The organism is Herbaspirillum sp. Her2, from assembly GCF_057961375.1.
Genome location: NZ_CM176331.1, coordinates 886,431 through 907,705, shown reverse-complemented (window position 1 = coordinate 907,705; position 21,275 = coordinate 886,431). Strand labels below are relative to the sequence as shown.

The following is a 21,275-nucleotide window of genomic DNA, read 5'->3' as shown; positions in this document are numbered from 1 at the left end:
GCACCGAACGAAAACCTCGGAAGATCAGTGATTCTCCGAAGCGTGGTTGATGGTGTACTTGGGGATTTCGACGGTCAGGTCGTCTTCGCCCAGCACCACCTGGCAAGACAGGCGGGACGTCGCTTCCAGGCCCCAGGCCATGTCCAGCAGGTCTTCTTCCTTGTCGGTCGGATCACCGAGGGTCTCGAAACCTTCGCGGATGACCACGTGGCAGGTGGTACAGGCGCAGGACTTTTCGCAGGCGTGCTCGATGTCGATGTCGCTGTCCAGCAGTGCATCGCACAGGGTCTTGCCGGCGGGGGCATCGATCACCGAGCCTTCAGGGCAAAGGACCGGATGGGGGAGGATGACGATCTGGGGCATGGTGGCTCTCGTGTCTTGTCTATCGTGTCTACAGTATTCGGGGGGGCGCAATCGCTTACGCGACTTCGTCCAGTTTCTTGCCGGCCAGCGCGGCGTGCACGCTGCGGTCCATGCGCCGTGCGGCGAATTCTTCAGTGCAATGCGCCAGCGCATCCACCGCCGCCTTGATGGCGAGGTGATCCGCACCTTGCGCGGCGGCCGTCACGGCGTCGATCTGCGCTTCGATGGCCACGCGCTCGGCTTCCGACAGCAGCGCGGCATCGGCCTGCAGGGCCGAGCGGGTGGCCAGGACGATGCGCTCGGCTTCGACCTGTTCTTCGCGCAGGGCGCGGCGTTGCATGTCTTCATCGGCCGAGCTGAAGGATTCCTGCAGCATGCGGGCGATTTCATCGTCACCCAGGCCATACGAAGGCTTGACGGTGATGGAGGCTTCCACCCCCGAAGTCATCTCGCGCGCCGACACCGCCAGCAAGCCATCGGCATCGACCTGGTAGGTCACGCGGATGCGCGCCGCACCGGCGGCCATCGGCGGAATGCCGCGCAGCTCGAAGCGGGCCAGTGAACGGCAGTCGGCCACCAGCTCGCGCTCGCCCTGCACCACGTGGATCGCCATGGCGGTCTGGCCATCCTTGAAGGTGGTGAATTCCTGGGCGCGGGCACAGGGGATGGTGGAATTGCGCGGGATGACCTTCTCGGCCAGGCCACCCATGGTCTCGATGCCCAGCGACAGCGGGATCACGTCCAGCAGCAGCCAGTCGTCACCCGGCGCACGGTTGCCGGCCAGCAGATTGGCCTGCACGGCCGCACCCAGCGCCACCACCTTGTCGGGGTCGATGTTGGACAGCGGATTGGTCTTGAAGAACTCGCCCACCGCGCGGCGGATGTGCGGCATGCGGGTAGCACCGCCGACCAGCACCACGCCATCCACGTCTTCCACCGTCAGGCTGGCATCGCGCAGGGCCTTGCGGACCGGGGCCATGGTCTTGGCGACCAGGTGCTGGGTGATCTCGTTGAATTGTGCGGCGGTAATCGACAGGTGCACTTCTTCGCCGGACTTGAGCACGGCATCGATCTGCACTTCATCCTTGGTGGAGAGCAGCTCCTTGACTTCGCGCGCCTTGACCATCAGGAGGCGCGTGTCTTCATCCGACAGCGGCTGCAGTTGCGCCTCGTGGCTGATCCAGCAGAACAGGCGATGATCGAAATCATCCCCGCCCAAGGCCGAATCGCCGCCTGTCGCCAGCACTTCGAAGACGCCGCGCGTGAGCTTGAGGATGGAAATATCGAAGGTACCGCCACCCAGGTCATAGACCGCGAAGATCCCTTCGGAGGCATTGTCCAGGCCGTAGGCGATCGCGGCCGCCGTCGGTTCATTGAGCAGGCGCAGGACATTGAGACCGGCCAGTTGCGCCGCGTCCTTGGTGGCCTGGCGCTGGGCATCGTCGAAGTAGGCGGGCACGGTGATGACGGCACCCACCAGGTCGTCGCCCAGGGCATCTTCAGCGGTCTGGCGCAGTGTGGCCAGGATCTGGGCCGAGACTTCCACCGGGCTCTTCACGCCGGCCACGGTCTTGATCTGCACCATGCCGGGCTGGTCCTGGAAGTCATAGGGCATGTTCTCGGCGTGGGCGATGTCCTTGAGGCCACGGCCCATGAAGCGCTTGACCGAGACGATGGTATTGCGCGGATCAATGGTCTGCGCGGCCTGGGCCTTGTAGCCGATGTTGGCATGGCCGTTGGGCAGGTAGCGCACGATCGAGGGCAGCAGCACGCGGCCGTCATCATCGGCCAGGACTTCGGGAATGCTGTTGCGTACGGTCGCCACCAGCGAATTGGTGGTGCCCAGGTCGATGCCGACGGCCAGACGACGCTGGTGTGGCGCGGTGGACATGCCCGGTTCGGAAATCTGCAGTAAAGCCATAAGGTGTGGACTCGTCGTGGAGCGTTGGGGCGAAGTGACTCGCCGTTATTCGGGTAAGGCCATCCGGATGCCCAGGCCGATGAAGGCACAGCCTGCCAGGCGATTCAGATGAACGGAAGCGGAAGCGCGACGGCGGAAGACCGCACCGACGGCACCGGAAAAGAGCGCGATGGCGCTGAAGATGACGAAGGCCTGAACAATGAACACCAGCGCCAATATCAGCATCTGCAGGGCTTCATGGCCAGCCTCGCGCTGCACGAACTGCGGCAGGAAAGCGATGAAGAACAGCGTCACCTTCGGGTTGAGCATATTGGCCAGCACGCTCTGCCAATAGATGCGGCGCAGCGGGACCGCCGCAGCGCCCTGCCCGTCTGCCGACAGCGCGATGCCGCTGGAAGCCGAGCGCAACGTGCGCACGCCGAGATAAGTTAGATAGGCCGCACCCGCATATTGCAGCGCGTGGTAGGCCGGCGGGTAGGCCTTGATGAGGGCGGCAAAGCCCAGCACGGCCAGCAGGGTATGGAAGATGAGGCCCGAACAGAACCCGGCAGCAGCCACCAGCCCGGCCTTGCGCCCTTGGGCGATGCCGCGCGTGAGCACGTAGATGTTGTCCGGACCCGGTGCCAGGGTCAGCGTCATCGCGGCCAGCAGGAACAGGAACAGATCGGGCATCATGCGTCTCCGGTCAGCCTTCGATCAGGGCGAAGGCATCGCCGATCTCGGCCCCGAACTTGTCGAGGAACATCAGTTGGCGCACCAGCTTGCCGGCACCGGCGTAGTCACCCGCATCCAGCAGCGCTTCGATGCGCGCGATCTCGGCTTTCTTCTCGGTCAGCAGTTCGGTGTTGAGCTGTTCCAGGGCATCGATGTCCTTGCCGGCCTTGGCGTCGTCGAGCGTCTCGCGCCATTCCATCTGCTGCATCAGGAAAGCGGGGGCCATGGCGGTGTTGGATTCGGTCTGCAGGTCTACGCCGTGCAGTTCGCACAGGTAGCGGGCGCGCTTCAACGGGTTCTTCAGCGTCTGGTAAGCCTCGTTGGCACGTGTGGCCCACTGCATGGCCACGCGCTTTTCGGCATCGCTGGCGTGTGCGAACTTGTCAGGATGCGCCTGGCCCTGCACGCTGTGGAAAGCCTGCTCCAGCGCCTTCTGGTCGATGGCGAAACGTTGCGGCAGCTGGAACAGATCGAAGTGGTTTTGCATGACTGAAAAATAAAAAGCCTGTCGGACTGCAACAGGCTTGGCACATCAGGGACGGCGGACGGTGACCAGGTCGGCCCCGCAGGGAGCAATCACGAGGCTGTCACAGGGCTATCACGGTCCGGCTAAGCACTGGGGCCGCCTGCACCACAAAGCCGGTACGACGGCATCGACAAGAAACTGAAAATGCAGGTCAGATGCGGAAGCTTTCGCCGCAGCCACATTCATCCTTGACGTTCGGATTCTGGAACTTGAATCCTTCGTTCAGTCCCTCCCGGGCGAAGTCCAGCTCGGTACCATCGATGTAGGGCAAGCTCTTGGGATCGACGAAGACGCGCACGCCATGCGACTCGAAGACGGTGTCTTCGGACGATTGTTCATCCACATACTCCAGCTTGTAGGCCAGGCCGGAGCAGCCGGTGGTGCGCACACCCAGGCGCAGGCCGATGCCCTTACCACGGCGCTCCATGTAGCGGCTGATGTGTTTTGCTGCCTTCTCTGTCAACGTGATTGCCATGATGCTTGCCTTACGAAATCGAAAACGGCCTTGCTGTCCTGCCCGTCAAGCCGCTCAGGCGGCTTGCTGCTGTTCGCCGTGCTTGGCCTTGTAGTCCTGCACGGCAGCCTTGATGGCGTCTTCGGCCAGGATCGAGCAGTGGATCTTCACCGGCGGCAGGGCCAGTTCTTCAGCGATCTGGGTGTTCTTGATGGACAGGGCTTCGTCCAGAGTCTTGCCCTTGACCCATTCGGTCACCAGCGACGACGAAGCGATGGCCGAACCGCAGCCGTAGGTCTTGAACTTGGCATCCTGGATGACGCCATCCGCGCCCACCTTGATCTGCAGCTTCATCACGTCGCCGCAGGCCGGCGCGCCGACCATGCCGGTGCCCACGGTGTCGTCGCCCTTTTCGAAGACGCCGACGTTGCGGGGGTTTTCATAGTGGTCGAGTACTTTTTCGGAATAAGACATGTTCTTTGCTCCCTAGATGATGGTTTCGGCCATCGCCCCTGCCCTGCTGCGGCTGCTGGCGATGGCTGGCAGAATCCTGGTTTAGTGGGCCGCCCACTGGATGGTGGACAGGTCCACGCCGTCCTTGTACATGTCCCACAGCGGGGACAGCTCGCGCAGCTTGCCGACCTTGCTCTTGATCAGCTCGATGGTGAAATCGATATCTTCCTCGGTGGTGAAGCGGCCGATGGTGAAGCGGATCGAGCTGTGCGCCAGTTCGTCGCTGCGGCCCAGGGCGCGCAGCACGTAGGACGGCTCCAGGCTGGCCGAGGTGCAGGCCGAACCGGACGAAACGGCGATGTCCTTGATGGCCATGATCAGCGATTCACCTTCCACGTAGTTGAAGCTCACGTTCAGGTTGTGCGGCACGCGATGATCCATGTCGCCGTTGATGTAGGTCTCTTCGATCTCTTGCAGGCCCTTGGCCAGGCGATCGCGCAGCGCGCGGATGCGGGACAGCTCGCTGTCCATTTCTTCACGCGCCAGGCGGAAGGCTTCACCCATGCCCACGATCTGGTGGGTAGCCAGGGTGCCCGAACGCAGGCCGCGCTCGTGGCCACCGCCGTGCATCTGTGCTTCGATGCGCACGCGCGGCTTGCGGCGCACATACAGCGCACCGATACCCTTGGGGCCGTAGCTCTTGTGAGCCGAGAAGCTCATCAGGTCGACCTTCCAGTTTTCCAGGTCGATCTTGACCTTGCCGGTCGCCTGGGCGGCGTCGCTGTGGAAGATGATGCCCTTGGAGCGGCAGAACTCGCCGATTTCCGGCACCGGCTGGATCACGCCGATTTCATTGTTCACCAGCATGACCGACACCAGGATGGTATCCGGACGCACGGCGGCAGCGATCTGCTCGACCGTGACCAGGCCATTGTCCTGGGGCTGCAGGTAGGTGGCTTCGAAGCCCACGCGCTCCAGCTCGCGGAAGGTATCCAGCACCGCCTTGTGCTCGGTCTTGACGGTGATGATGTGCTTGCCCTTGGACTTGTAGAACTGCGCCGCGCCCTTGATGGCCAGGTTGTTGCTCTCGGTGGCACCGGAGGTCCAGATGATCTCGCGCGAATCCGCATTGACCAGCTTGGCCACTTCTTCACGCGCCTCTTCCACGGCCTTTTCAGCAGTCCAGCCGTACATGTGGCTGCGCGAAGCGGGGTTGCCGAACTGCTCGCGCAGGTAGGGAATCATCTTGTCGGCCACGCGCGGATCGACCGGGGTGGTCGCCGAGTAGTCCATGTAGATCGGGAAGTGCGGAGCCTTGATGGTCTCCAGCAGGCTTTTTTCCAGGGGTGCGTTCATAAGGTCCTTGCTCCAAATCAGGCTGCGGCTTGCGGGCGGTGCATCACCACCACGCTCTGCGAGTCGGCGGCACGGTGTTCGGCCGCCTTGGGTTCTTTTTGCTGGTCCACCAGGTCCTGGAGGGATACCGAATCCAGGTACTCGACCATCTTCTCGTTCAGGGTGGACCACAGCTCATGCGTCATACAGCGTGCGCCGCCCGGATGCGCCGCGCTGTGGCAATTTTCCTTGCCACCGCACTGGGTTGCATCCAGGGGTTCGTCCACCGCGATGATGATGTCGGCGACCGACACGTCAGCCGCCTTGCGGGCGAGATTGTAACCACCGCCGGGCCCCCTCACGGACTCGACGATCTGGTGACGCCGCAACTTGCCGAACAACTGCTCCAGATATGATAAAGAAATTTCCTGGCGCTCGCTGATGGCCGACAGCGTGACGGGGCCCTTGCCCTGGCGCAAAGCCAGGTCAATCATCGCAGTCACGGCAAAACGGCCTTTGGTGGTAAGACGCATGAAGTTCGCTCCAGAAACAAATGCACCGGCGGGGCCGGTTACCCTGAATTCCCGAATATTTGAGTCAAGTATAGCAAACCCGAGTAATTCTGTCAGGTACCCTGCCTTTTCCTTCATATCGGCCAAAACCCGGCCTGGCGCAAGCCGTCGACAAATTCACCTGAAACTTGTCTGACCTCTTGCGCAAAGTGCGCTACTCTCACGGCTACGGCTGGTCCTGGCGTCGTGGCGGCTTATCGATCTGGTAAGATGGCGCGACTATGTTCACCCCGCCTGATGCGGACCGATTACAACCATTCACAATCCGGTCTGCCAGCGCTCCCGAGAAATAAAACGATATGGATGTAAGCGATACCCCCAACCCGCTGCTGCGCCCGCGCCGCAAGCCCCAGAGCCTGTCGCAGGAAGTGGTGGCGGCGCTGACCGCAATGATCTCCAACGGCAGCCTCAAGCCGGGCGACAAGCTGCCCACCGAATCCGAGATCATGCAGACCCAGGGCGTCTCGCGCACCGTGGTGCGTGAAGCCATCTCGCGCCTGCAGGCGGCCGGACTGGTGGAGACGCGGCACGGCATCGGCACCTTCGTGCTGGAGGTCAAGAAGGGTTCCAACATCAACATCGACCCGGCCACCATCACCACCATGCGCGACCTGCTGGCGCTGCTGGAGCTGCGCATCAGCCTGGAGACCGAAACCGCCGGCCTGGCCGCATCGCGCCGCAGCGATGCCCAGCTGCAGGAAATCCGCGAGGCGCTGGACCTGTTCCACGCCAACCAGAAAAGCGGCGGCGACACCGTGGGCCCGGACTTCCGTTTCCACTTCGCCATCGCCAACGCCACCGGCAACCGCTATTTCATCGAGATCATCAGCCATCTCGGCATGGGTGTGATCCCGCGCAAGCGCATCAATACCGCCGAGCTGGCGCATGACCAGCAGGCCAGCTACCTGGAGCGGGTACAGCGCGAGCACGAAGACATCTATGAGGCGATCGCCCGCGGCGATGCTGAAGCCGCCCGCGCCGCCATGCGCAATCACCTCACCAACAGCCGCGAGCGCCTGCGCCGCGCGCAGCAGGAAGCTGAATCGGGCACCGCCGGCAACGCCTGATCCCGCGCAAGTCCGGCCGGCCCGTGCTGCACGGACCGGCCGCTTCCGTTCCCTCCCCCTCTTCAGCAAGCATCCGCCATCCGACGATCTCCTCGGCCCGGCCGGCCGGGAATCCCGCCCTCCACCCTGCGCAAACCATCACAACAAAGTACTGGCTTTCTGAAATCTTATGTTGTACGATGACTGATATCCTAATTGGATACAAGAAGATCAGAGACAACATTCATCCTATTTGCCTCGTTTTCCAACCCATTCCTAACGGCGTCGAGCGAAACCATGTCCCAGTACACACCCCAAGACCTCAAACAGATCCTCTCTTCCGGCCTGCTGTCGTTCCCGCTGACGGACTTCGACGAGCAAGGCGACTTCCGCCCCAAGACCTACATCGAACGTCTGGAATGGCTGGCGCCCTATGGCGCGAGCGCGCTGTTCGCCGCCGGTGGCACGGGTGAGTTCTTCTCGCTGGTCCCGGGTGAATATTCGGACATCATCCGCACCGCCGTCGACACCTGCCGCGGCAAGGTGCCCATCATCGCAGGCGCCGGCGGCTCCACCCGCGCGGCCATCGCCTACGCCCAGGAAGCCGAGCGCCTGGGTGCCCACGGCATCCTGCTGATGCCCCATTACCTGACCGAAGCCAGCCAGGACGGCATCGCCGCCCACGTGGAAGCGGTCTGCAAGTCGGTCAACTTCGGCGTCATCATCTACAACCGTGCGGTCTGCAAGCTCAATGCCGAGACCCTGCAACGCCTGGCTGACCGCTGCCCCAACCTGATCGGTTTCAAGGACGGCATCGGCGAGATCGAACCGATGGTGCATATCCGCCGCAAGCTGGGTGACCGTTTCACCTACCTGGGCGGCCTGCCGACTGCGGAAGTCTATGCTGCCGCCTACAAGGCGCTGGGCGTGCCGGTGTACTCCTCGGCGGTCTTCAACTTCATCCCCAAGACCGCCGTCGAGTTCTATCAAGCCATCGCCAAGGAAGACCACGACACCGTGGGCAAGCTGATCGATGACTTCTTCCTGCCCTACCTGGCCATCCGCAACCGCAAGGCCGGCTATGCCGTCTCCATCGTCAAGGCCGGTGCCAAGATCGTCGGCCACGATGCCGGACCGGTGCGTACGCCCCTGACCGACTGCACGCCGGAAGAGCACGAAGAACTGGCTGCGCTGATCAAGAAGCTGGGGCCGCAATAAAGACTGCCTGATCTGATCGGCAGTACCCGAGGGAGGGGCCGCAGGCAGCTGCGGCCCCTCCCTTTTTGGGCGATATGAAAGAAAGTACAGGCCCTGGCCGAAAAAAAACCTCCGTGGCCTGAGCGACGGAGGTTTTCGTGAAGGGAAGCACCAATAATCAGAACTCTTCCCAATCCTGTGCATCGTCCTTGATGCGGCTGCCCGGCGCAGGCGGCGCGGCCTTGGCCGGCTTGGCAGGCGGCAGCTTGGGAGCAGCCTTCGGTGCCGCTGCTGCGGCAGGCGCAGTCTTCAAGGCAGGTGCAGCAGGTGCAGCAGGGGCCGGCGGCGGTGCCATCGGTGCCGGACGCGGCTTGGCCGCCGGGCTGGCCACCTGATGCGCATCGATCTTGAAGATGCTGACCGCGCCGACCAGATTGGTCGCCTGTGCCTGCAGCGATTGGGCCGCAGCGGCTGCTTGCTCCACCAGCGCAGCGTTCTGCTGGGTCACTTCATCCATCTGGGTAATGGCGCGGTTGACCTGCTCAATGCCGGTGCTCTGCTCACGGCTGGCTTCGGCGATTTCACCGACGATGTCAGTGACGCGCTGTACGCTGGTGACGACTTCGCCCATGGTGGCACCGGCCTGTTCCACCAACTGGCTGCCGGCTTCGACCTTCTCCACCGAAGCATCGATGAGCGACTTGATCTCCTTGGCGGCGGCCGCCGAACGCTGGGCCAGCGAGCGCACTTCCGAAGCCACCACGGCAAAGCCGCGGCCCTGCTCACCGGCACGGGCGGCTTCCACCGCGGCGTTGAGCGCCAGGATGTTGGTCTGGAAGGCGATGCCGTCGATCACGCTGATGATGTCCACGATCCTGCGCGAGGATTCATTGATGGCCTGCATGGTATCGACCACCTGCGATACCACTTCCCCGCCCTTGCTGGCGGTGGAGGACGCCGAATGCGCCAGCTGGTTGGCTTGCAGGGCATTGTCGGCATTCTGCTTGACGGTACCGGTCAATTGCTCCATGGAGGCCGCCGTTTCTTCCAGCGAGCTGGCCTGCTGCTCGGTGCGCGAGGACAGGTCCATGTTGCCGGCGGCGATTTCCTTGGCATTGGTATCGATGCTGTCCGAACTGCTGCGTACGCGCGAGACCGTGGTCAGCAGTGCCTGCTGCATGCTGCGGATGGCCGAGAACAGGCGGCCGATCTCGTTGTTGCTGTGGACGTCAACCTTGGTCGTCAGGTCGCCATTGGCCACCAGGTCCAGCAGATGCACGGCGCGGTTCAGGGGCGTCAAGACGATGTTGCGCAGCAGGAAATGCACGCCGATGACCAGGAACATGGCGCCGATCAGGCCTGCAATCACCATCCAGACCACCATGTTGTATTCACGGGTGCGCTCGCTGGCCGCATTGTCGTTGAGTTCCATGGCGCGTTTCTGGAATGCATCCAGCGCCTTGGAGAAGCGGCCACCGGCCGGATTGATCTGCTTGTCGTTCAGGTCGGAGTAGGCACCGGTGTCACCGGCCTTCAATTGGCTGGACGCCTTGGCCAACAAATCGGACAGGGCACGCGCCGATTCAATCAGCTCCTTCTTGACCGCCGGCTCCTCGCCGGCCAGATCGGGCAACTTGCTGAACTCGTCCACGAATTTGAGGCCGCGCTCGTAGCTCGTCTGGGCACTCTTGAGGGCAGCCTCGGTGACGGCAGGATCGTTCTTTTCCTTCTGGTTGGCATAGGCGCGCGTGAGCGCCGAGCGTGTACGGGTGGTGTCCTTGTAGGCGTCATTGATGACGATGACGTGCTCGGCAATCTCATGCACGTACTCCGTAGCCTCATTGGCGCGGCCCAGCGCAAAGATGCCCACTGCAGCACCCACTACGATCATGCATGAAAACAGCGCAAGCGCGCTCATCAGGCTGAAGCGAACCGTCAGATTTCGCATTCCCTCTCTCCGCTTAATTTTGATACAACAAGTGAAATGAACAACATGGCGCAGACGATACAACACCGCGTCGCGCTTCATATCGGCGGCAAACCCACCAAAACTCCCCCAATTCCCGGTTAGGGCAGTCAGCAAATGTCCGTTTTCGCATTGTGCACCGGCAACACCCGGGGCTGGCTGTCCTGGATCAAGCCTGATTCATATGGCGGGGCACAGATGTGAAAAAGCTTGCCGAAATGACATTCGGCAAGCCCGTAAAACAACATATTGAGGTTTCTGAGGGTGAATCAAAACCCTTCAGGGATCAGCGTACGCCGGGCAAGTCGATGATCTCGACCCAGTTCGGATTGCGTCCGAGGGTGTAGCGGAAGACCGGCGTTAGCGCCCCGCTGTCGCGGTCGATGGCATAGCTGGTCAGCCCGGCCTTCTGGCCGACGGCCAGCAGGTAACGCCCTTGCGGATCGATGTTGAAACCGCGCGGCTGGGTTTCGGTGGGAATGTTGAGGATGCGGGTGAGCTTGCCGCTGGCCGGGTCCACGCGATAAGCGCTGAGCGTGTTGGAGGTGCGCTCGGTGGCATAAAGAAAACGGCCATCCGGCGTCAGGTGCAGGTCGGCGGCCGCCAGCTGTTCACTGGTCTTGAAGCCTTCCGGCAAGGCCGAGTCGCTGGCCAGCAGGGTCAGGGTGCCGGACTGGCGATCGTAGGCGTAGGTGTTGACAGTGGCGTCCAGCTCATTGGTCGAATAGACGAAGCGCTGGTCCGGCGAGAACACGAAATGGCGCGGCCCGGCACCGGCCTTGGTGGCGACCGACGGCGGACTGTTGGGCGTGACGGTGCCGGTGGCCGGGTCGAAACGGTATTGCAGGATCACGTCGCTGCCCAGGTTGCTGGCAAAGACGAAGGCATTGTCAGGAGAAACCTGCACGGAATGCGCGTTCTTCCCGGTCGGGATCACCGCCAGCGGCGGGGCCTGCACGGTACCGTCCGTCCCGATGGCATTGACCGAGATCCTGTTGCCGGAGTAGGACGCAGCCAGCAGGTAGCGCCCGCTGCGGTCGGTGGCGATGTTGGCCATGTTGTCGGCCAGCGGCACCTTGGACAGCACCTTGAGCTTGCCGCTGGCGGGATCGATGGCATAGCTCACCACCGAATACGGCTGGCCGCGCAGCGCGGCGTAAAGGAATTTGTGATCGGGGCTCAGGGCCAGCGGCATCACGGTGCTGCCGGTATCGACCTTGTCGATCAGGTTGACGCTGCCATCGCCATTGAGCCGGAGCACGTAGATGTCCTGGCTGTCCGCATTGGAGACGTAGGCGACAGTGGCCGCACCGGCATGCGCGGCGGCCAGGCTGAGGACGGAAGTGGCAATCAAGGTGGCGAGGCGGGAAGAAGGTGAAGAAAAAGTCTTGCTCATGCGGTCTCCTGGCGAATCATATTGTTGGCATCACGATGGAACAAAAAAAAAGGACCCGCAAGCGGGCCCCCGAGGTAGGATCAGGTCACGGGTGCCGGATTGAACAGGGTCAGTGCATTGTGCAGCTTCCACTGTTCGGCCCAGGTGCGCTTCTTGCCGCTGGCCACGTCCAGCATCAGCTGGAACAGCTCCCAGCCGACCTGTTCGATGGTGGCTTCGCCGCTGGCGATACGCCCGGCGTTGACATCCATCAGGTCATGCCAGCGCCGCGCCAGGTCATTGCGAGTCGCGACCTTGATGACCGGCACAGCCGCCAGGCCATACGGCGTACCCCGGCCAGTAGTGAAGATATGAAGATTCATGCCGGCCGCCAGTTGCAAGGTGCCGCAGATGAAGTCGGAGGCGGGCGTGGCCGCATAGATCAGGCCCTTCTGCTGAAGCTTGTCGCCCGGCGAGAGCACGCCCGAGATCGGGCTGGAGCCGGACTTGACGATGGAGCCCATGGCCTTCTCGACGATGTTGGCCAGGCCGCCCTTCTTGTTGCCGGGGGTGGTGTTGGCGCTGCGGTCGACACCGCCCTGCTTGAGGTAATTGTCGTACCAGTCCATCTCGCGGATCATGGCCTGGGCCACTTCCTCGTTGACCGCGCGCGAGGTCAGCTGGTCGATGCCGTCGCGCACTTCGGTCACTTCCGAGAACATCACCGAGGCGCCTGCGCGCACCAGCAGGTCGGTCGCAAAGCCCACTGCCGGGTTGGCCGTCACGCCCGAGAAGGCATCGCTGCCGCCGCACTGCACGCCCACCACCAGGTCCGAGGCCGGGCAGGTTTCGCGGCGGCGCTTGTCCAGTTCGGTCAGGCGCGCCTCGGCCATCTTCATGATGGAATCGATCATGGAGTTGAAACCGACGTGTTCCGCATCCTGCAGGCAGACCACATAGGGCTCGCCGGCCTTGTGGATGGGGATCATGTTTTCCGGCAGCAGGCGGTTGGGCTGCAGCTTTTCGCAGCCCAGGCTCACCACCATGGCCTGGCCGCCGAAGTTGGGGTTCAGGCTGATGTTGCGCAGCGTACGGATGGGGATGCCGGCGTTGGGCGCATCGATGGCCACGCCGCAGCCATAGGTATGCTCCAGCGCCACCACGTCTTCCACATTGGGATACTTGGGCAGCAGCTCGGCGCGGATGCGCTTGACCGCATGCTCCACCACACCGGCCACGCACTGCACGGTGGTGGTGATGGCCAGCAGGTTGCGGGTGCCCACCGAGCCATCGGCGTTGCGGTAGCCTTCGAAGGTATAGCCTTCCAGCGGCGGCTGCGGGGCCGGTTTCTTGGTGGCGATGGGCAGGTTGTCGAGACCGCGCGCCGGGGGCATCTGCACCAGCGATTCCTCGATCCAGCTGCCCTTGGGGATGTCACGCACGGCGTAGCCGATGGCCACGTCATAACGCACGATGGCCTCGCCCTGCTTGAGATCGCGCAGCGCGATCTTGTGGCCCTGGGGCACGCGGTCGACGAGGGTCAGGCCGTCGGGGAAGACGGTGCCGGCAGGCAGGCCTCCGTCATTGACGACGATGGCGACATTGTCGGTGTCGTTCATCATGATGTAGCGCGGTGTGAATGCCTGGCTGGCGGCGGTATCGGTGCTCATGCTAAGTCCCATGCGACAGAATGCTGCAATTCAAATGAAGGGCGGCCACTGCAACAGCGGCCGCCCGTAAAACGGATCAGGCGTCCTTGAGTTCGACGCGCTTGATTTCCTTGACGATGACAAGATAGCTGATCACGGTCACCAGTGCATTGATGCCCACGAAGACCAGCGCACCGGAGAAGGAACCGGTCTCCTTGACGATATAGCCGATCACGATCGGGGTCGTGATGCCGGCCACATTGCCGAACATGTTGAAGAGGCCACCCGACAGGCCCACGATCTGCTTGGGCGCGGTATCGGCCACCACCGCCCAGCCCAGCGCGCCCACGCCCTTGCCGAAGAAGGCCAGGGCCATGATGCCCACCACCATCCACTGTGCATCGACGTAATTGCACAGGATCATGGTCATCGACAGCAGCATGCCGCCCACGATGGGGATCTTGCGCGACCAGGTGACGGACATGCCGCTCTTGATCAGGCGATCCGAGATCAGGCCGCCGACCACGCCGCCGATAAAGCCGCACACCGCCGGGATCGAGGCCACGAAACCGGCCTTGAGGATGGACATGCCGCGCTCCTGCACCAGGTACACCGGGAACCAGGTCAGGAAGAAGTAAGTAATCACGTTGATGCAGTACTGGCCGATGTAGACGCCCAGGAGCATGCGGTTGGACAGCAACTGGCGAATGTAGCCTTTACCCTTGGTGGAAGGGGCTGCGACCTTCTTGTTGTCCATGTCGACCAGGCCGCCGCCGGATTCGATATGCTGCAGTTCAGCCGGGTTGATGCGCGGATGGTCCTTGGGACTGTAGATGATCTTGCCCCAGACCATGGCCAGCAGGATGCCGACCACGCCCATGACGGTGAAGACGTGATGCCAGCTGTAGGTGTGCACGATCCAGGCCATCAGCGGCGTGAAGATCACGGCCGCGAAATACTGTGCCGAATTGAAGATGGCCGAGGCGGTGCCGCGTTCCTTGGTCGGGAACCAGGCCGCGACGATGCGGCCATTGGCCGGGAAGGACGGCGCTTCGGCCAGGCCCACCATGAAGCGCAGCAGGAACAGCGCGATCACGGCCGCACCCGTGCTCATCCACGTCACACCGGCCTGCAGGAAGGTGAAGAAAGACCACAGGGCAATGCTCCACATGTAGATCTTCTTGGAACCGAAGCGGTCCAGCAGCCAGCCGCCCGGCAGCTGGGCCAGCACGTACGCCCAGCTGAAGGCCGAGAAGATGTAGCCCATGGTGACCGGGTCCAGCGACAGCTCGGTCTTCATGGCCGAACCGGCAATGGAAAGCGTGGCACGGTCAGCGTAGTTGACGGTGGTGACGACGAACAGCAGGAACAGGATCAGGTAGCGGATATGGGTCGGCTTGCCGGCCGCTGCCCCGCTGGGGGTGTTGCTTTGCGCCAATTGGATTCTCCAGGTCTCTCGCCATCCGCTCCGCCTGGCCGGCCCCGAAGCGCCGCCGCAGGAACGCGGGCGGACTGGCATCGGGACTTGCCGGAAGTGTCTCTTGGCGTATTGTTGTGTGTTGGGGTGATTGTTATAAGACGTCATACAACAGCAAGCGCAGTATAACAGGACACGAAACGGACGCAAGCGGTGAATGTGAAGGAATCTGCACTTCAGGCCGGTGACAGGGGGCGCCGCAGTTGTCTGACATGTCCTTCTGGCGCACTGACGAAGTGGCGCGCGGCAGGTATCATGCGCGCACTCTCCTGCTCTCCCACGATTCTTTACCACCAGATCTTCCCATGACCTTCTCATCCTCCGCCTCGCGCGGCTCTTCTGCCTGGCTCAAGCCGCTGCTGTTCATCCTGGTGGCGGCCATCGGCCTCTACTATGTGAAGTGGTCGCCCTACTACCTGAAATCCTTCGTGGCCGCCGACAAGCACAGCATTGGCGCCTCCATCCTGGCCAATGCGCCCGCCGCCCCGTGGTCGGCTGCGCTGGAATATGCCACGGTCTACTTCCTGGCCATCTGGAAAGCCGCCGTGCTGGGTGTGCTGCTGGGTTCGCTGGTGCAGGTGCTGGTGCCGCGCGACTGGCTGCTGCGGGTGTTCGGCCGCGCCGGCCTCGGCTCGACCCTGCGTGGCGGCCTGTTCGCCCTGCCCGGCATGATGTGCAGCTGCTGCGCCGCACCGGTGGTGGCGGGCATGCGCCGCCAGCAGGTGTCGGTCGGGGCCGCGCTGGCCTTCTGGATCGCCAACCCGGTGCTCAATCCGGCCACGCTGGTGTTCATGGGCTTCGTGCTGGGCTGGCATTTTGCCGCGCTGCGTTTGGTGGCCGGCGTGCTGCTGGTAGTGGGTGTGTCGCTGATCGCGCAACGTGTGGCGCAGACCGAGACCCTGCCGCAGGCCGCCCTCGATGCGGTGGCCGCCGCAGAATATGAACCGATGGACGATGGCCGTCATTTCCTGGTCCGCTGGGGCAGCAAGCTGTGGCAACTGTTCTGGACCACGGCACCGGTCTACATCGTGGTGGTGCTGGCGCTGGGTGCGGCCCGGGTGTGGCTGTTCCCGCAGGTCGATGCCGGCATGGGCAACAGTCTGCTGTGGATCGTGGCGCTGGCGGTGGTGGGCACGCTCTTCGTGATTCCGACGGCCGCCGAGATCCCCATCGTGCAATCCATGCTTTCGCTGGGCATGGGCGTGGGGCCGGCCGTGGCGTTGCTGATGACCCTGCCCAGCATCAGCCTGCCGTCGCTGCTGATGCTGCGCAAATCCTTCACGCCGCGCGTACTCACGACCGTCACCCTGCTGACCATGCTCATCGGCGTGGTGAGCGGGCTGGTGGCGGTGGTCCTGCTGTAAATTGATTCAGGGCCGATACTGGCGCAGGAAGCCGACCACCTCGGTCTGCTGCCCTGCGAACAGCAGGCGGGAGCGCTTGGACTCCCGCTGGAAGGCATAGATGGGATCGTAGTATTCCGCCAGCAAGGCATCGATCCAGGCGCGGTGCAGGTCGACCACGCCGTCTTGTTCCTGGCGCGCCAGCGCCGTTTCCATCATCTGCAGCAGGCGGCGGTAGCGCTGGTCGCCGAGGCGCTTGACCAGCTTGCCCAATGCAGCAAGCAGATGCGCGCGATAGCGTTCAAACCCGTGGCGCGGATCCAGCGCCACGTATTCCTCGCACAGGCCACTGACGTAATCGCGCAGGATACGTTCCACGCGCCCTTCCCTGCTGTCTTCCAGCCACACCATGGGCAGGCTCTGCATGCGCTGGTGCAAGGCCAGCGGCAAGGCACAGGCACCGATCAGCCGGCTTTCGTCTTCCAGCGCAAACCAGTGATGGCCCTGCGCTTGCAGTTTGATGAAGGCAATGGCCAGACGGTGCTCGAAATCGATGGGCGCAGGCTGCGGGCTGGCGCGCTTGCCGAAACTGGAGCCACGATGATTGGCGTAAGCCTCCAGGTCCAGCGCGTTGTCGAGCTGCAGCAGCACGTCGGTCTTGCCGCAGCCGGTCATGCCGCCCACCACCACGAAGGAACACTCGGCCAAGGCCTGGTCGATGGCTTCCATCAGAAAATGGCGCAGCGCCTTGTAGCCGCCGGCCACGCGCGGATAGGCGATGCCGGCTTCGCTCTTCAACCACTGCTGGGTAATCTGCGAGCGCAGGCCGCCGCGGAAGCAATACAGGCAGCCTTCCGGATGCGCTTTTGCGAACGCCGCCCAGGCCGCAATCCGTTCGTCCTTCACCGCTCCGCTGACCAGTTGATGACCCAGTTCGATGGCGGACTGCTGGCCCTGCTCCTTGTAGCGCAGGCCAACCTGATGACGCTCGCTGTCATTCATCAGCGGCAGATTTACCGCAGTCGGAAAGGCACCCTTGCCGAACTCCACCGGTGCCCGGGCATCCAGCATGGGCGTATCGGCGAGGAACAGTTCGCGGCTGGGCTGCAGATCGGCCATCAAAGCACCTCTACGGCGTAACGCTGTCGTTCCACCAGTTCGCCGATGGGGGCCAGTTCCAGCCCGAGGGCGGCGGCAGTGGCCAGGAATTCCGGATTGGCTTCGGGCCGCACCGCCACCAGCAGGCCGCCGCTGGTCTGGGGATCGCACAGCAGGTTCTTCTGGGCTTCGCTGAGCGGGCTGATCTTGCTGCCGTAGCTCTCGAAATTACGTCCAGTGCCGCCCGGCACGCAGCCTTCGGCCAGGTAGTAAGGTACGCCCGGCAGGCTGGGCACCAGCGCGTGCTGGATGCGTGCGCTCACGCCGCTGCCTTCACACATTTCCACCAGATGGCCCAGCAGGCCAAAGCCGGTCACATCGGTCATCGCAGCCACGCCCGCCAGCTTGCCGAAGCGGCTGCCGGGCTGGTTGAGCTGGCACATCCAGTCGCGCGCGGTGCCGACGTCTTCAGGGCGCAGCTTGCCCTTCTTTTCTGCGGTGGTGAGGATGCCGATGCCCAGCGGCTTGGTGAGGTAGAGCAGGCAGCCGGCACTGGCGGTGTCGTTGCGCTTCATGTGGCGCTTCTCGACCACGCCGGTCACGGCCAGGCCGAAGATGGGTTCCGGGGCATCGATGGAATGGCCGCCGGCCAGCGGGATGCCGGCCGCGTCGCAGGCGGCGCGGCCACCGCGCACGACTTCGCGTGCCACTTCCGGCGGCAGCACGTTGACCGGCCAGCCGAGGATGGCGATGGCCATGAGCGGATCGCCGCCCATGGCGTAGATGTCACTGATGGCATTGGTGGCGGCGATGCGGCCGAAGTCGAAGGGATCATCGACGATGGGCATGAAGAAATCGGTGGTCGAGACCACGCCACGCTCTTCATCGATGGCATAGACCGCAGCGTCATCGCGCGAGGCATTGCCAACCCAGAGTTTGGGATCGAGATGCTGGGCACCGCTGCCGGCCAGGATGACTTCCAGCACCTGCGGCGAAATCTTGCAGCCGCAACCGGCGCCATGGCTGTATTGGGTCAGACGAATGGGGTCGCTCATGGGAAAGTCCTGGCTGATCGGGGGATGCCGATTCTAGCAGCGTTTGGCCTGCAACTCCTCCTTGGCAACTAGCCCGCAATTCGTCCTGAGCAGGCCCTGTCAAGGCCATATCGAAGCCGGCCCAGAGCCTGGCGAAGGGGCGCAACCATGGAGAACCTTCGATACGCGGCTTTGCCGCTACTCAGGACGAACGGGAGTCTCGACGCAAGCTCGACAAGCAAATTTAGATCAATTCGATTTTCGGACCAGCCATCACGGAAACCAGAAAATGATTCCGTGCCGCGATCTTTTTCCGGAATTCAGCGGGACGATACACCGTCAGCGAAATCTTCCTGCCCAGCCTCGCCTCCAACGCCACCAGCTCAGGGTAGAGATCGGCACTGCCAAGGTCATCGGCCAGCACCAGCAAATCAATGTCACTGGCCGCCGTATCCAAGCCCTTGGCAACCGATCCATACAGAAAGGCGCGTTCGATATGTTCCGAAAAAGGCAGAAGCATAGCCTTGATCGTATCGGCGACGCCAAAGGTCTTGCGAATAATGGCACTCAGTTCCGAAAAGATTGGAGAGTCGGGATTGGGCTTGTAGAGCAAGACGCGCCCCACCTCCTCTCGCAGCAACAGGCCGGCTTCGGTCAACTTGCCCAGTTCGCGCTGAGCCGATGCCGAGCTGATGCCGGTGCTGTTCATCAGTGCGCGCAAGTGCATGCCCTCCGGCCGCAGGAACAGCTGACCGAGAATGGCTTGGGTGGATTTGGAGAACAGGGCGTCGCCGAGGGTGCTCATGCGCTCAATTCTAGCTCAATTGCGCTAAATTTGAGCACAAGCAAGCAGAGGCGACGTCCGCAGGAGCGCCAAAAACAAAAAAGCCCCGCAAGATACTTGCGAGGCTTTCGTATTCTGGCTCCCCGACCTGGACTCGAACCAGGGACCTGCGGATTAACAGTCCGTCGCTCTACCGACTGAGCTATCAGGGATCAATTGAGGGCGCGATTATGAACGATTTTTTTCAGATTTACCAGAGTGTAAAACGAAAATTTTTTACATCGTTCTGCATCGTGGCGGCATAGCCCTGCCGCCCTTCGTACGAGACCAAAACACCAGCCTCACACTAATTGAAAAGGCCCCGCAATTGCTTGCGAGGCCTTCGCATTCTTTGGCTCCCCGACCTGGACTCGAACCAGGGACCTGCGGATTAACAGTCCGTCGCTCTACCGACTGAGCTATCAGGGAACAGCTGAGAAAAAGATTATGACGCGATTTTTACTTCATGTCAAAACTTTTTTCAGGGAAAGGCGCATTTTTTCATAGGAGAAAACGCCCTGCGCGACCCCCTCCGAAAACGGGGCCGCTCCTGCCAATTACAGTACCTTGGCGATGGCGTCGACCACCACGTCGATGTTCTTGGTGTTGAGCGCAGCCACGCAAATGCGGCCGGTGTCGACGGCATAGATGGAGAACTCGTTGCGCAGGCGATCCACCTGGGCCTTGGTCAGACCCGAATAGGAGAACATGCCGCGCTGCTTGATGACGAAGTCGAAGTCATGGCCGGGCGCCTTTTCCTTCAGCTTGGCCACCAGCAGCTGGCGCATTTCGCGGATGCGCACGCGCATCTCGGCCAGTTCGTCTTCCCACAGCTTGCGCAGTTCGGGCGATGCCAGGGCGGTTGCGACCACCTGGCCACCGTGGATCGGCGGGTTGGAGTAGTTGGTACGCACCACGCGCTTGAGTTGCGACAGCACGCGGGCGGCTTCTTCGGCGCTGGCTGCGGCGATGGACAATGCGCCCACGCGTTCGCCATACAGCGAGAAGGACTTGGAGAAGGAGTTCGACACGAACAGCGGGCCGCCAGCTTCGGCGAAGCGGCGCACCACCTGGCCGTCTTCGGCGATGCCGTCGCCAAAGCCCTGGTAGGCCATGTCCAAGAAGGGAACCAGGCCGCGCGAGGTCACCACTTCAATGACTTGCGTCCACTGGTCGTCGGTCAGGTCGGCGCCGGTCGGGTTGTGGCAGCAGGCGTGCAGCAGCACGACCGAGCCGGTCTTCATGGTCTTCAAGGCGTCCAGCATGCCGGCGAAGTTCACGCCACGGGTGGCCGGGTCATAGTACGGATAGGCGTTGACCTTGAAGCCTGCCATCTCGAACAGGGCGCGGTGGTTTTCCCAGCTCGGGTCGCTGATCCAAACTTCGGTACCGGCCGGCGAGAAGTGCTTGAGGAAGTCGGCACCCAGCTTCAGCGCGCCAGTGCCGCCCAAGGCTTGCACGGTGATCGCACGCTTCTCGGTCACCACGGCGCTGCCGGCGCCGAAGACCAGCTCCTGCACCGCGCGGTCATAGGTGGCCAGGCCGTCGATGGGCAGGTAGGTGCGCGGGGCCAGCTTGGCCGCCAGTTCCGCCTCGGCTTTCTTCACGCATTCCAGCAGGGGGACCTTGCCGTTGTCGTCGTAGTACACGCCCACGCCCAGATTGGTCTTGGCCGGGTTCTGGTCGGCGTTGTAGGCTTCGGTCACGCCCAGAATGGGGTCGCGCGGCGCCATTTCGATGGCGGAAAACAGGGAGGCGGAGACAGGTGCGTTCATCGTGATAACATGAAAAGTTAGCTGCAACAAAGCGCTGCAGAAGGAAATGGGTGCACAGGGAGAGATTCGGATGTGCACCTTTTTGCAACACTGCATTCTAACAAATGTGGATGGCCAATCACAGACACAGACAGGCCCAATTGCCTGCTGAATC

The 21,275-nt window shown here is 62.6% G+C and carries 19 protein-coding genes and 2 tRNA genes; 3 read left to right on the top strand and 18 right to left on the bottom strand.

Annotation, left to right across the window (positions count from 1 at the left end; all coding sequences use genetic code 11):
- Positions 1 to 24: 24 nt before the first annotated feature.
- From fdx to iscR, 8 genes are all read right to left on the bottom strand, one after another.
- On the bottom strand, positions 25 to 363 hold the full coding sequence (gene fdx, locus ACWHXP_RS04175; RefSeq protein ID WP_088756995.1) for an ISC system 2Fe-2S type ferredoxin: 339 nt from the start codon (positions 361 to 363) through the stop codon (positions 25 to 27).
- 55 nt (positions 364 to 418) lie between these two features.
- Entirely contained in the window at positions 419 to 2,284 is a 1,866-nt protein-coding gene (gene hscA, locus ACWHXP_RS04170; protein WP_489634429.1) for a Fe-S protein assembly chaperone HscA, read from the bottom strand.
- Positions 2,285 to 2,329: 45 nt separating this feature from the next.
- Positions 2,330 to 2,956: a LysE family translocator gene (locus ACWHXP_RS04165; protein ID WP_489635876.1), complete on the bottom strand. Its 627-nt coding sequence runs from the start codon at positions 2,954 to 2,956 to the stop codon at positions 2,330 to 2,332.
- A 13-nt stretch (positions 2,957 to 2,969) separates the two neighbouring features.
- Complete coding sequence (hscB, locus tag ACWHXP_RS04160) at positions 2,970 to 3,485, bottom strand: Fe-S protein assembly co-chaperone HscB (RefSeq protein WP_134136110.1); 516 nt, start codon at positions 3,483 to 3,485, stop codon at positions 2,970 to 2,972.
- A gap of 190 nt (positions 3,486 to 3,675) precedes the next feature.
- Complete coding sequence (iscA, locus tag ACWHXP_RS04155; protein WP_006712826.1) at positions 3,676 to 3,999, bottom strand: iron-sulfur cluster assembly protein IscA; 324 nt, start codon at positions 3,997 to 3,999, stop codon at positions 3,676 to 3,678.
- A 54-nt stretch (positions 4,000 to 4,053) separates the two neighbouring features.
- Positions 4,054 to 4,452, bottom strand: a complete 399-nt coding sequence (gene iscU, locus ACWHXP_RS04150; protein ID WP_489634430.1) for a Fe-S cluster assembly scaffold IscU — start codon at positions 4,450 to 4,452, stop codon at positions 4,054 to 4,056.
- Positions 4,453 to 4,533: 81 nt separating this feature from the next.
- Positions 4,534 to 5,787, bottom strand: coding sequence for an IscS subfamily cysteine desulfurase (locus ACWHXP_RS04145; protein ID WP_034331343.1), 1,254 nt, complete (start codon positions 5,785 to 5,787; stop codon positions 4,534 to 4,536).
- Positions 5,788 to 5,804: 17 nt separating this feature from the next.
- Positions 5,805 to 6,299 (bottom strand): Fe-S cluster assembly transcriptional regulator IscR, encoded by a 495-nt coding sequence (gene iscR / locus ACWHXP_RS04140; RefSeq protein ID WP_034331344.1) that lies wholly within the window; start codon positions 6,297 to 6,299, stop codon positions 5,805 to 5,807.
- Positions 6,300 to 6,637: 338 nt separating this feature from the next.
- Here iscR and ACWHXP_RS04135 point away from each other — a divergent pair, with 338 nt between their 5' ends.
- Positions 6,638 to 7,405 (top strand): FadR/GntR family transcriptional regulator, encoded by a 768-nt coding sequence (locus ACWHXP_RS04135; RefSeq protein ID WP_121042135.1) that lies wholly within the window; start codon positions 6,638 to 6,640, stop codon positions 7,403 to 7,405.
- Positions 7,406 to 7,681: 276 nt separating this feature from the next.
- Entirely contained in the window at positions 7,682 to 8,602 is a 921-nt protein-coding gene (gene kdgD, locus ACWHXP_RS04130) for a 5-dehydro-4-deoxyglucarate dehydratase (RefSeq protein WP_088757000.1), read from the top strand.
- Positions 8,603 to 8,759: 157 nt separating this feature from the next.
- On the opposite strand, the gene ACWHXP_RS04125 is transcribed toward kdgD, so the two are convergent.
- The 4 genes from ACWHXP_RS04125 to ACWHXP_RS04110 all read right to left on the bottom strand — a co-directional run bounded on the left by ACWHXP_RS04125 (position 8,760) and on the right by ACWHXP_RS04110 (position 15,009).
- Complete coding sequence (locus tag ACWHXP_RS04125; RefSeq protein WP_489634431.1) at positions 8,760 to 10,529, bottom strand: methyl-accepting chemotaxis protein; 1,770 nt, start codon at positions 10,527 to 10,529, stop codon at positions 8,760 to 8,762.
- A gap of 304 nt (positions 10,530 to 10,833) precedes the next feature.
- Positions 10,834 to 11,943: a lactonase family protein gene (locus tag ACWHXP_RS04120; protein WP_489634432.1), complete on the bottom strand. Its 1,110-nt coding sequence runs from the start codon at positions 11,941 to 11,943 to the stop codon at positions 10,834 to 10,836.
- Positions 11,944 to 12,023: 80 nt separating this feature from the next.
- Complete coding sequence (garD, locus tag ACWHXP_RS04115; RefSeq protein WP_121042141.1) at positions 12,024 to 13,592, bottom strand: galactarate dehydratase; 1,569 nt, start codon at positions 13,590 to 13,592, stop codon at positions 12,024 to 12,026.
- A gap of 76 nt (positions 13,593 to 13,668) precedes the next feature.
- Entirely contained in the window at positions 13,669 to 15,009 is a 1,341-nt protein-coding gene (locus tag ACWHXP_RS04110; protein WP_489634433.1) for an MFS transporter, read from the bottom strand.
- Between the two features lie 344 nt (positions 15,010 to 15,353).
- Between ACWHXP_RS04110 and ACWHXP_RS04105 the strand changes: the two genes are divergently transcribed.
- Positions 15,354 to 16,412 (top strand): permease, encoded by a 1,059-nt coding sequence (locus ACWHXP_RS04105; RefSeq protein ID WP_489634434.1) that lies wholly within the window; start codon positions 15,354 to 15,356, stop codon positions 16,410 to 16,412.
- A 6-nt stretch (positions 16,413 to 16,418) separates the two neighbouring features.
- On the opposite strand, the gene mnmH is transcribed toward ACWHXP_RS04105, so the two are convergent.
- From mnmH to ACWHXP_RS04075, 6 genes are all read right to left on the bottom strand, one after another.
- On the bottom strand, positions 16,419 to 17,510 hold the full coding sequence (gene mnmH, locus ACWHXP_RS04100) for a tRNA 2-selenouridine(34) synthase MnmH (protein WP_489634435.1): 1,092 nt from the start codon (positions 17,508 to 17,510) through the stop codon (positions 16,419 to 16,421).
- Positions 17,510 to 18,544: a selenide, water dikinase SelD gene (selD, locus tag ACWHXP_RS04095; RefSeq protein ID WP_420105454.1), complete on the bottom strand. Its 1,035-nt coding sequence runs from the start codon at positions 18,542 to 18,544 to the stop codon at positions 17,510 to 17,512. Before selD ends, mnmH begins: the two co-directional genes overlap by 1 nt.
- A 223-nt stretch (positions 18,545 to 18,767) precedes the next feature.
- A complete protein-coding gene (locus ACWHXP_RS04090; protein WP_489634436.1) occupies positions 18,768 to 19,328 on the bottom strand; it encodes a nucleotidyltransferase domain-containing protein in 561 nt (186 codons plus the stop codon).
- A 115-nt stretch (positions 19,329 to 19,443) separates the two neighbouring features.
- Positions 19,444 to 19,519: transfer RNA gene (locus tag ACWHXP_RS04085), tRNA-Asn, on the bottom strand.
- Between the two features lie 180 nt (positions 19,520 to 19,699).
- Positions 19,700 to 19,775: transfer RNA gene (locus ACWHXP_RS04080), tRNA-Asn, on the bottom strand.
- A gap of 128 nt (positions 19,776 to 19,903) precedes the next feature.
- The gene (locus tag ACWHXP_RS04075; protein WP_489623257.1) at positions 19,904 to 21,121 is read right to left on the bottom strand and encodes an amino acid aminotransferase; all 1,218 of its coding nucleotides are present in this window, start codon (positions 21,119 to 21,121) and stop codon (positions 19,904 to 19,906) included.
- Positions 21,122 to 21,275: the final 154 nt, after the last annotated feature.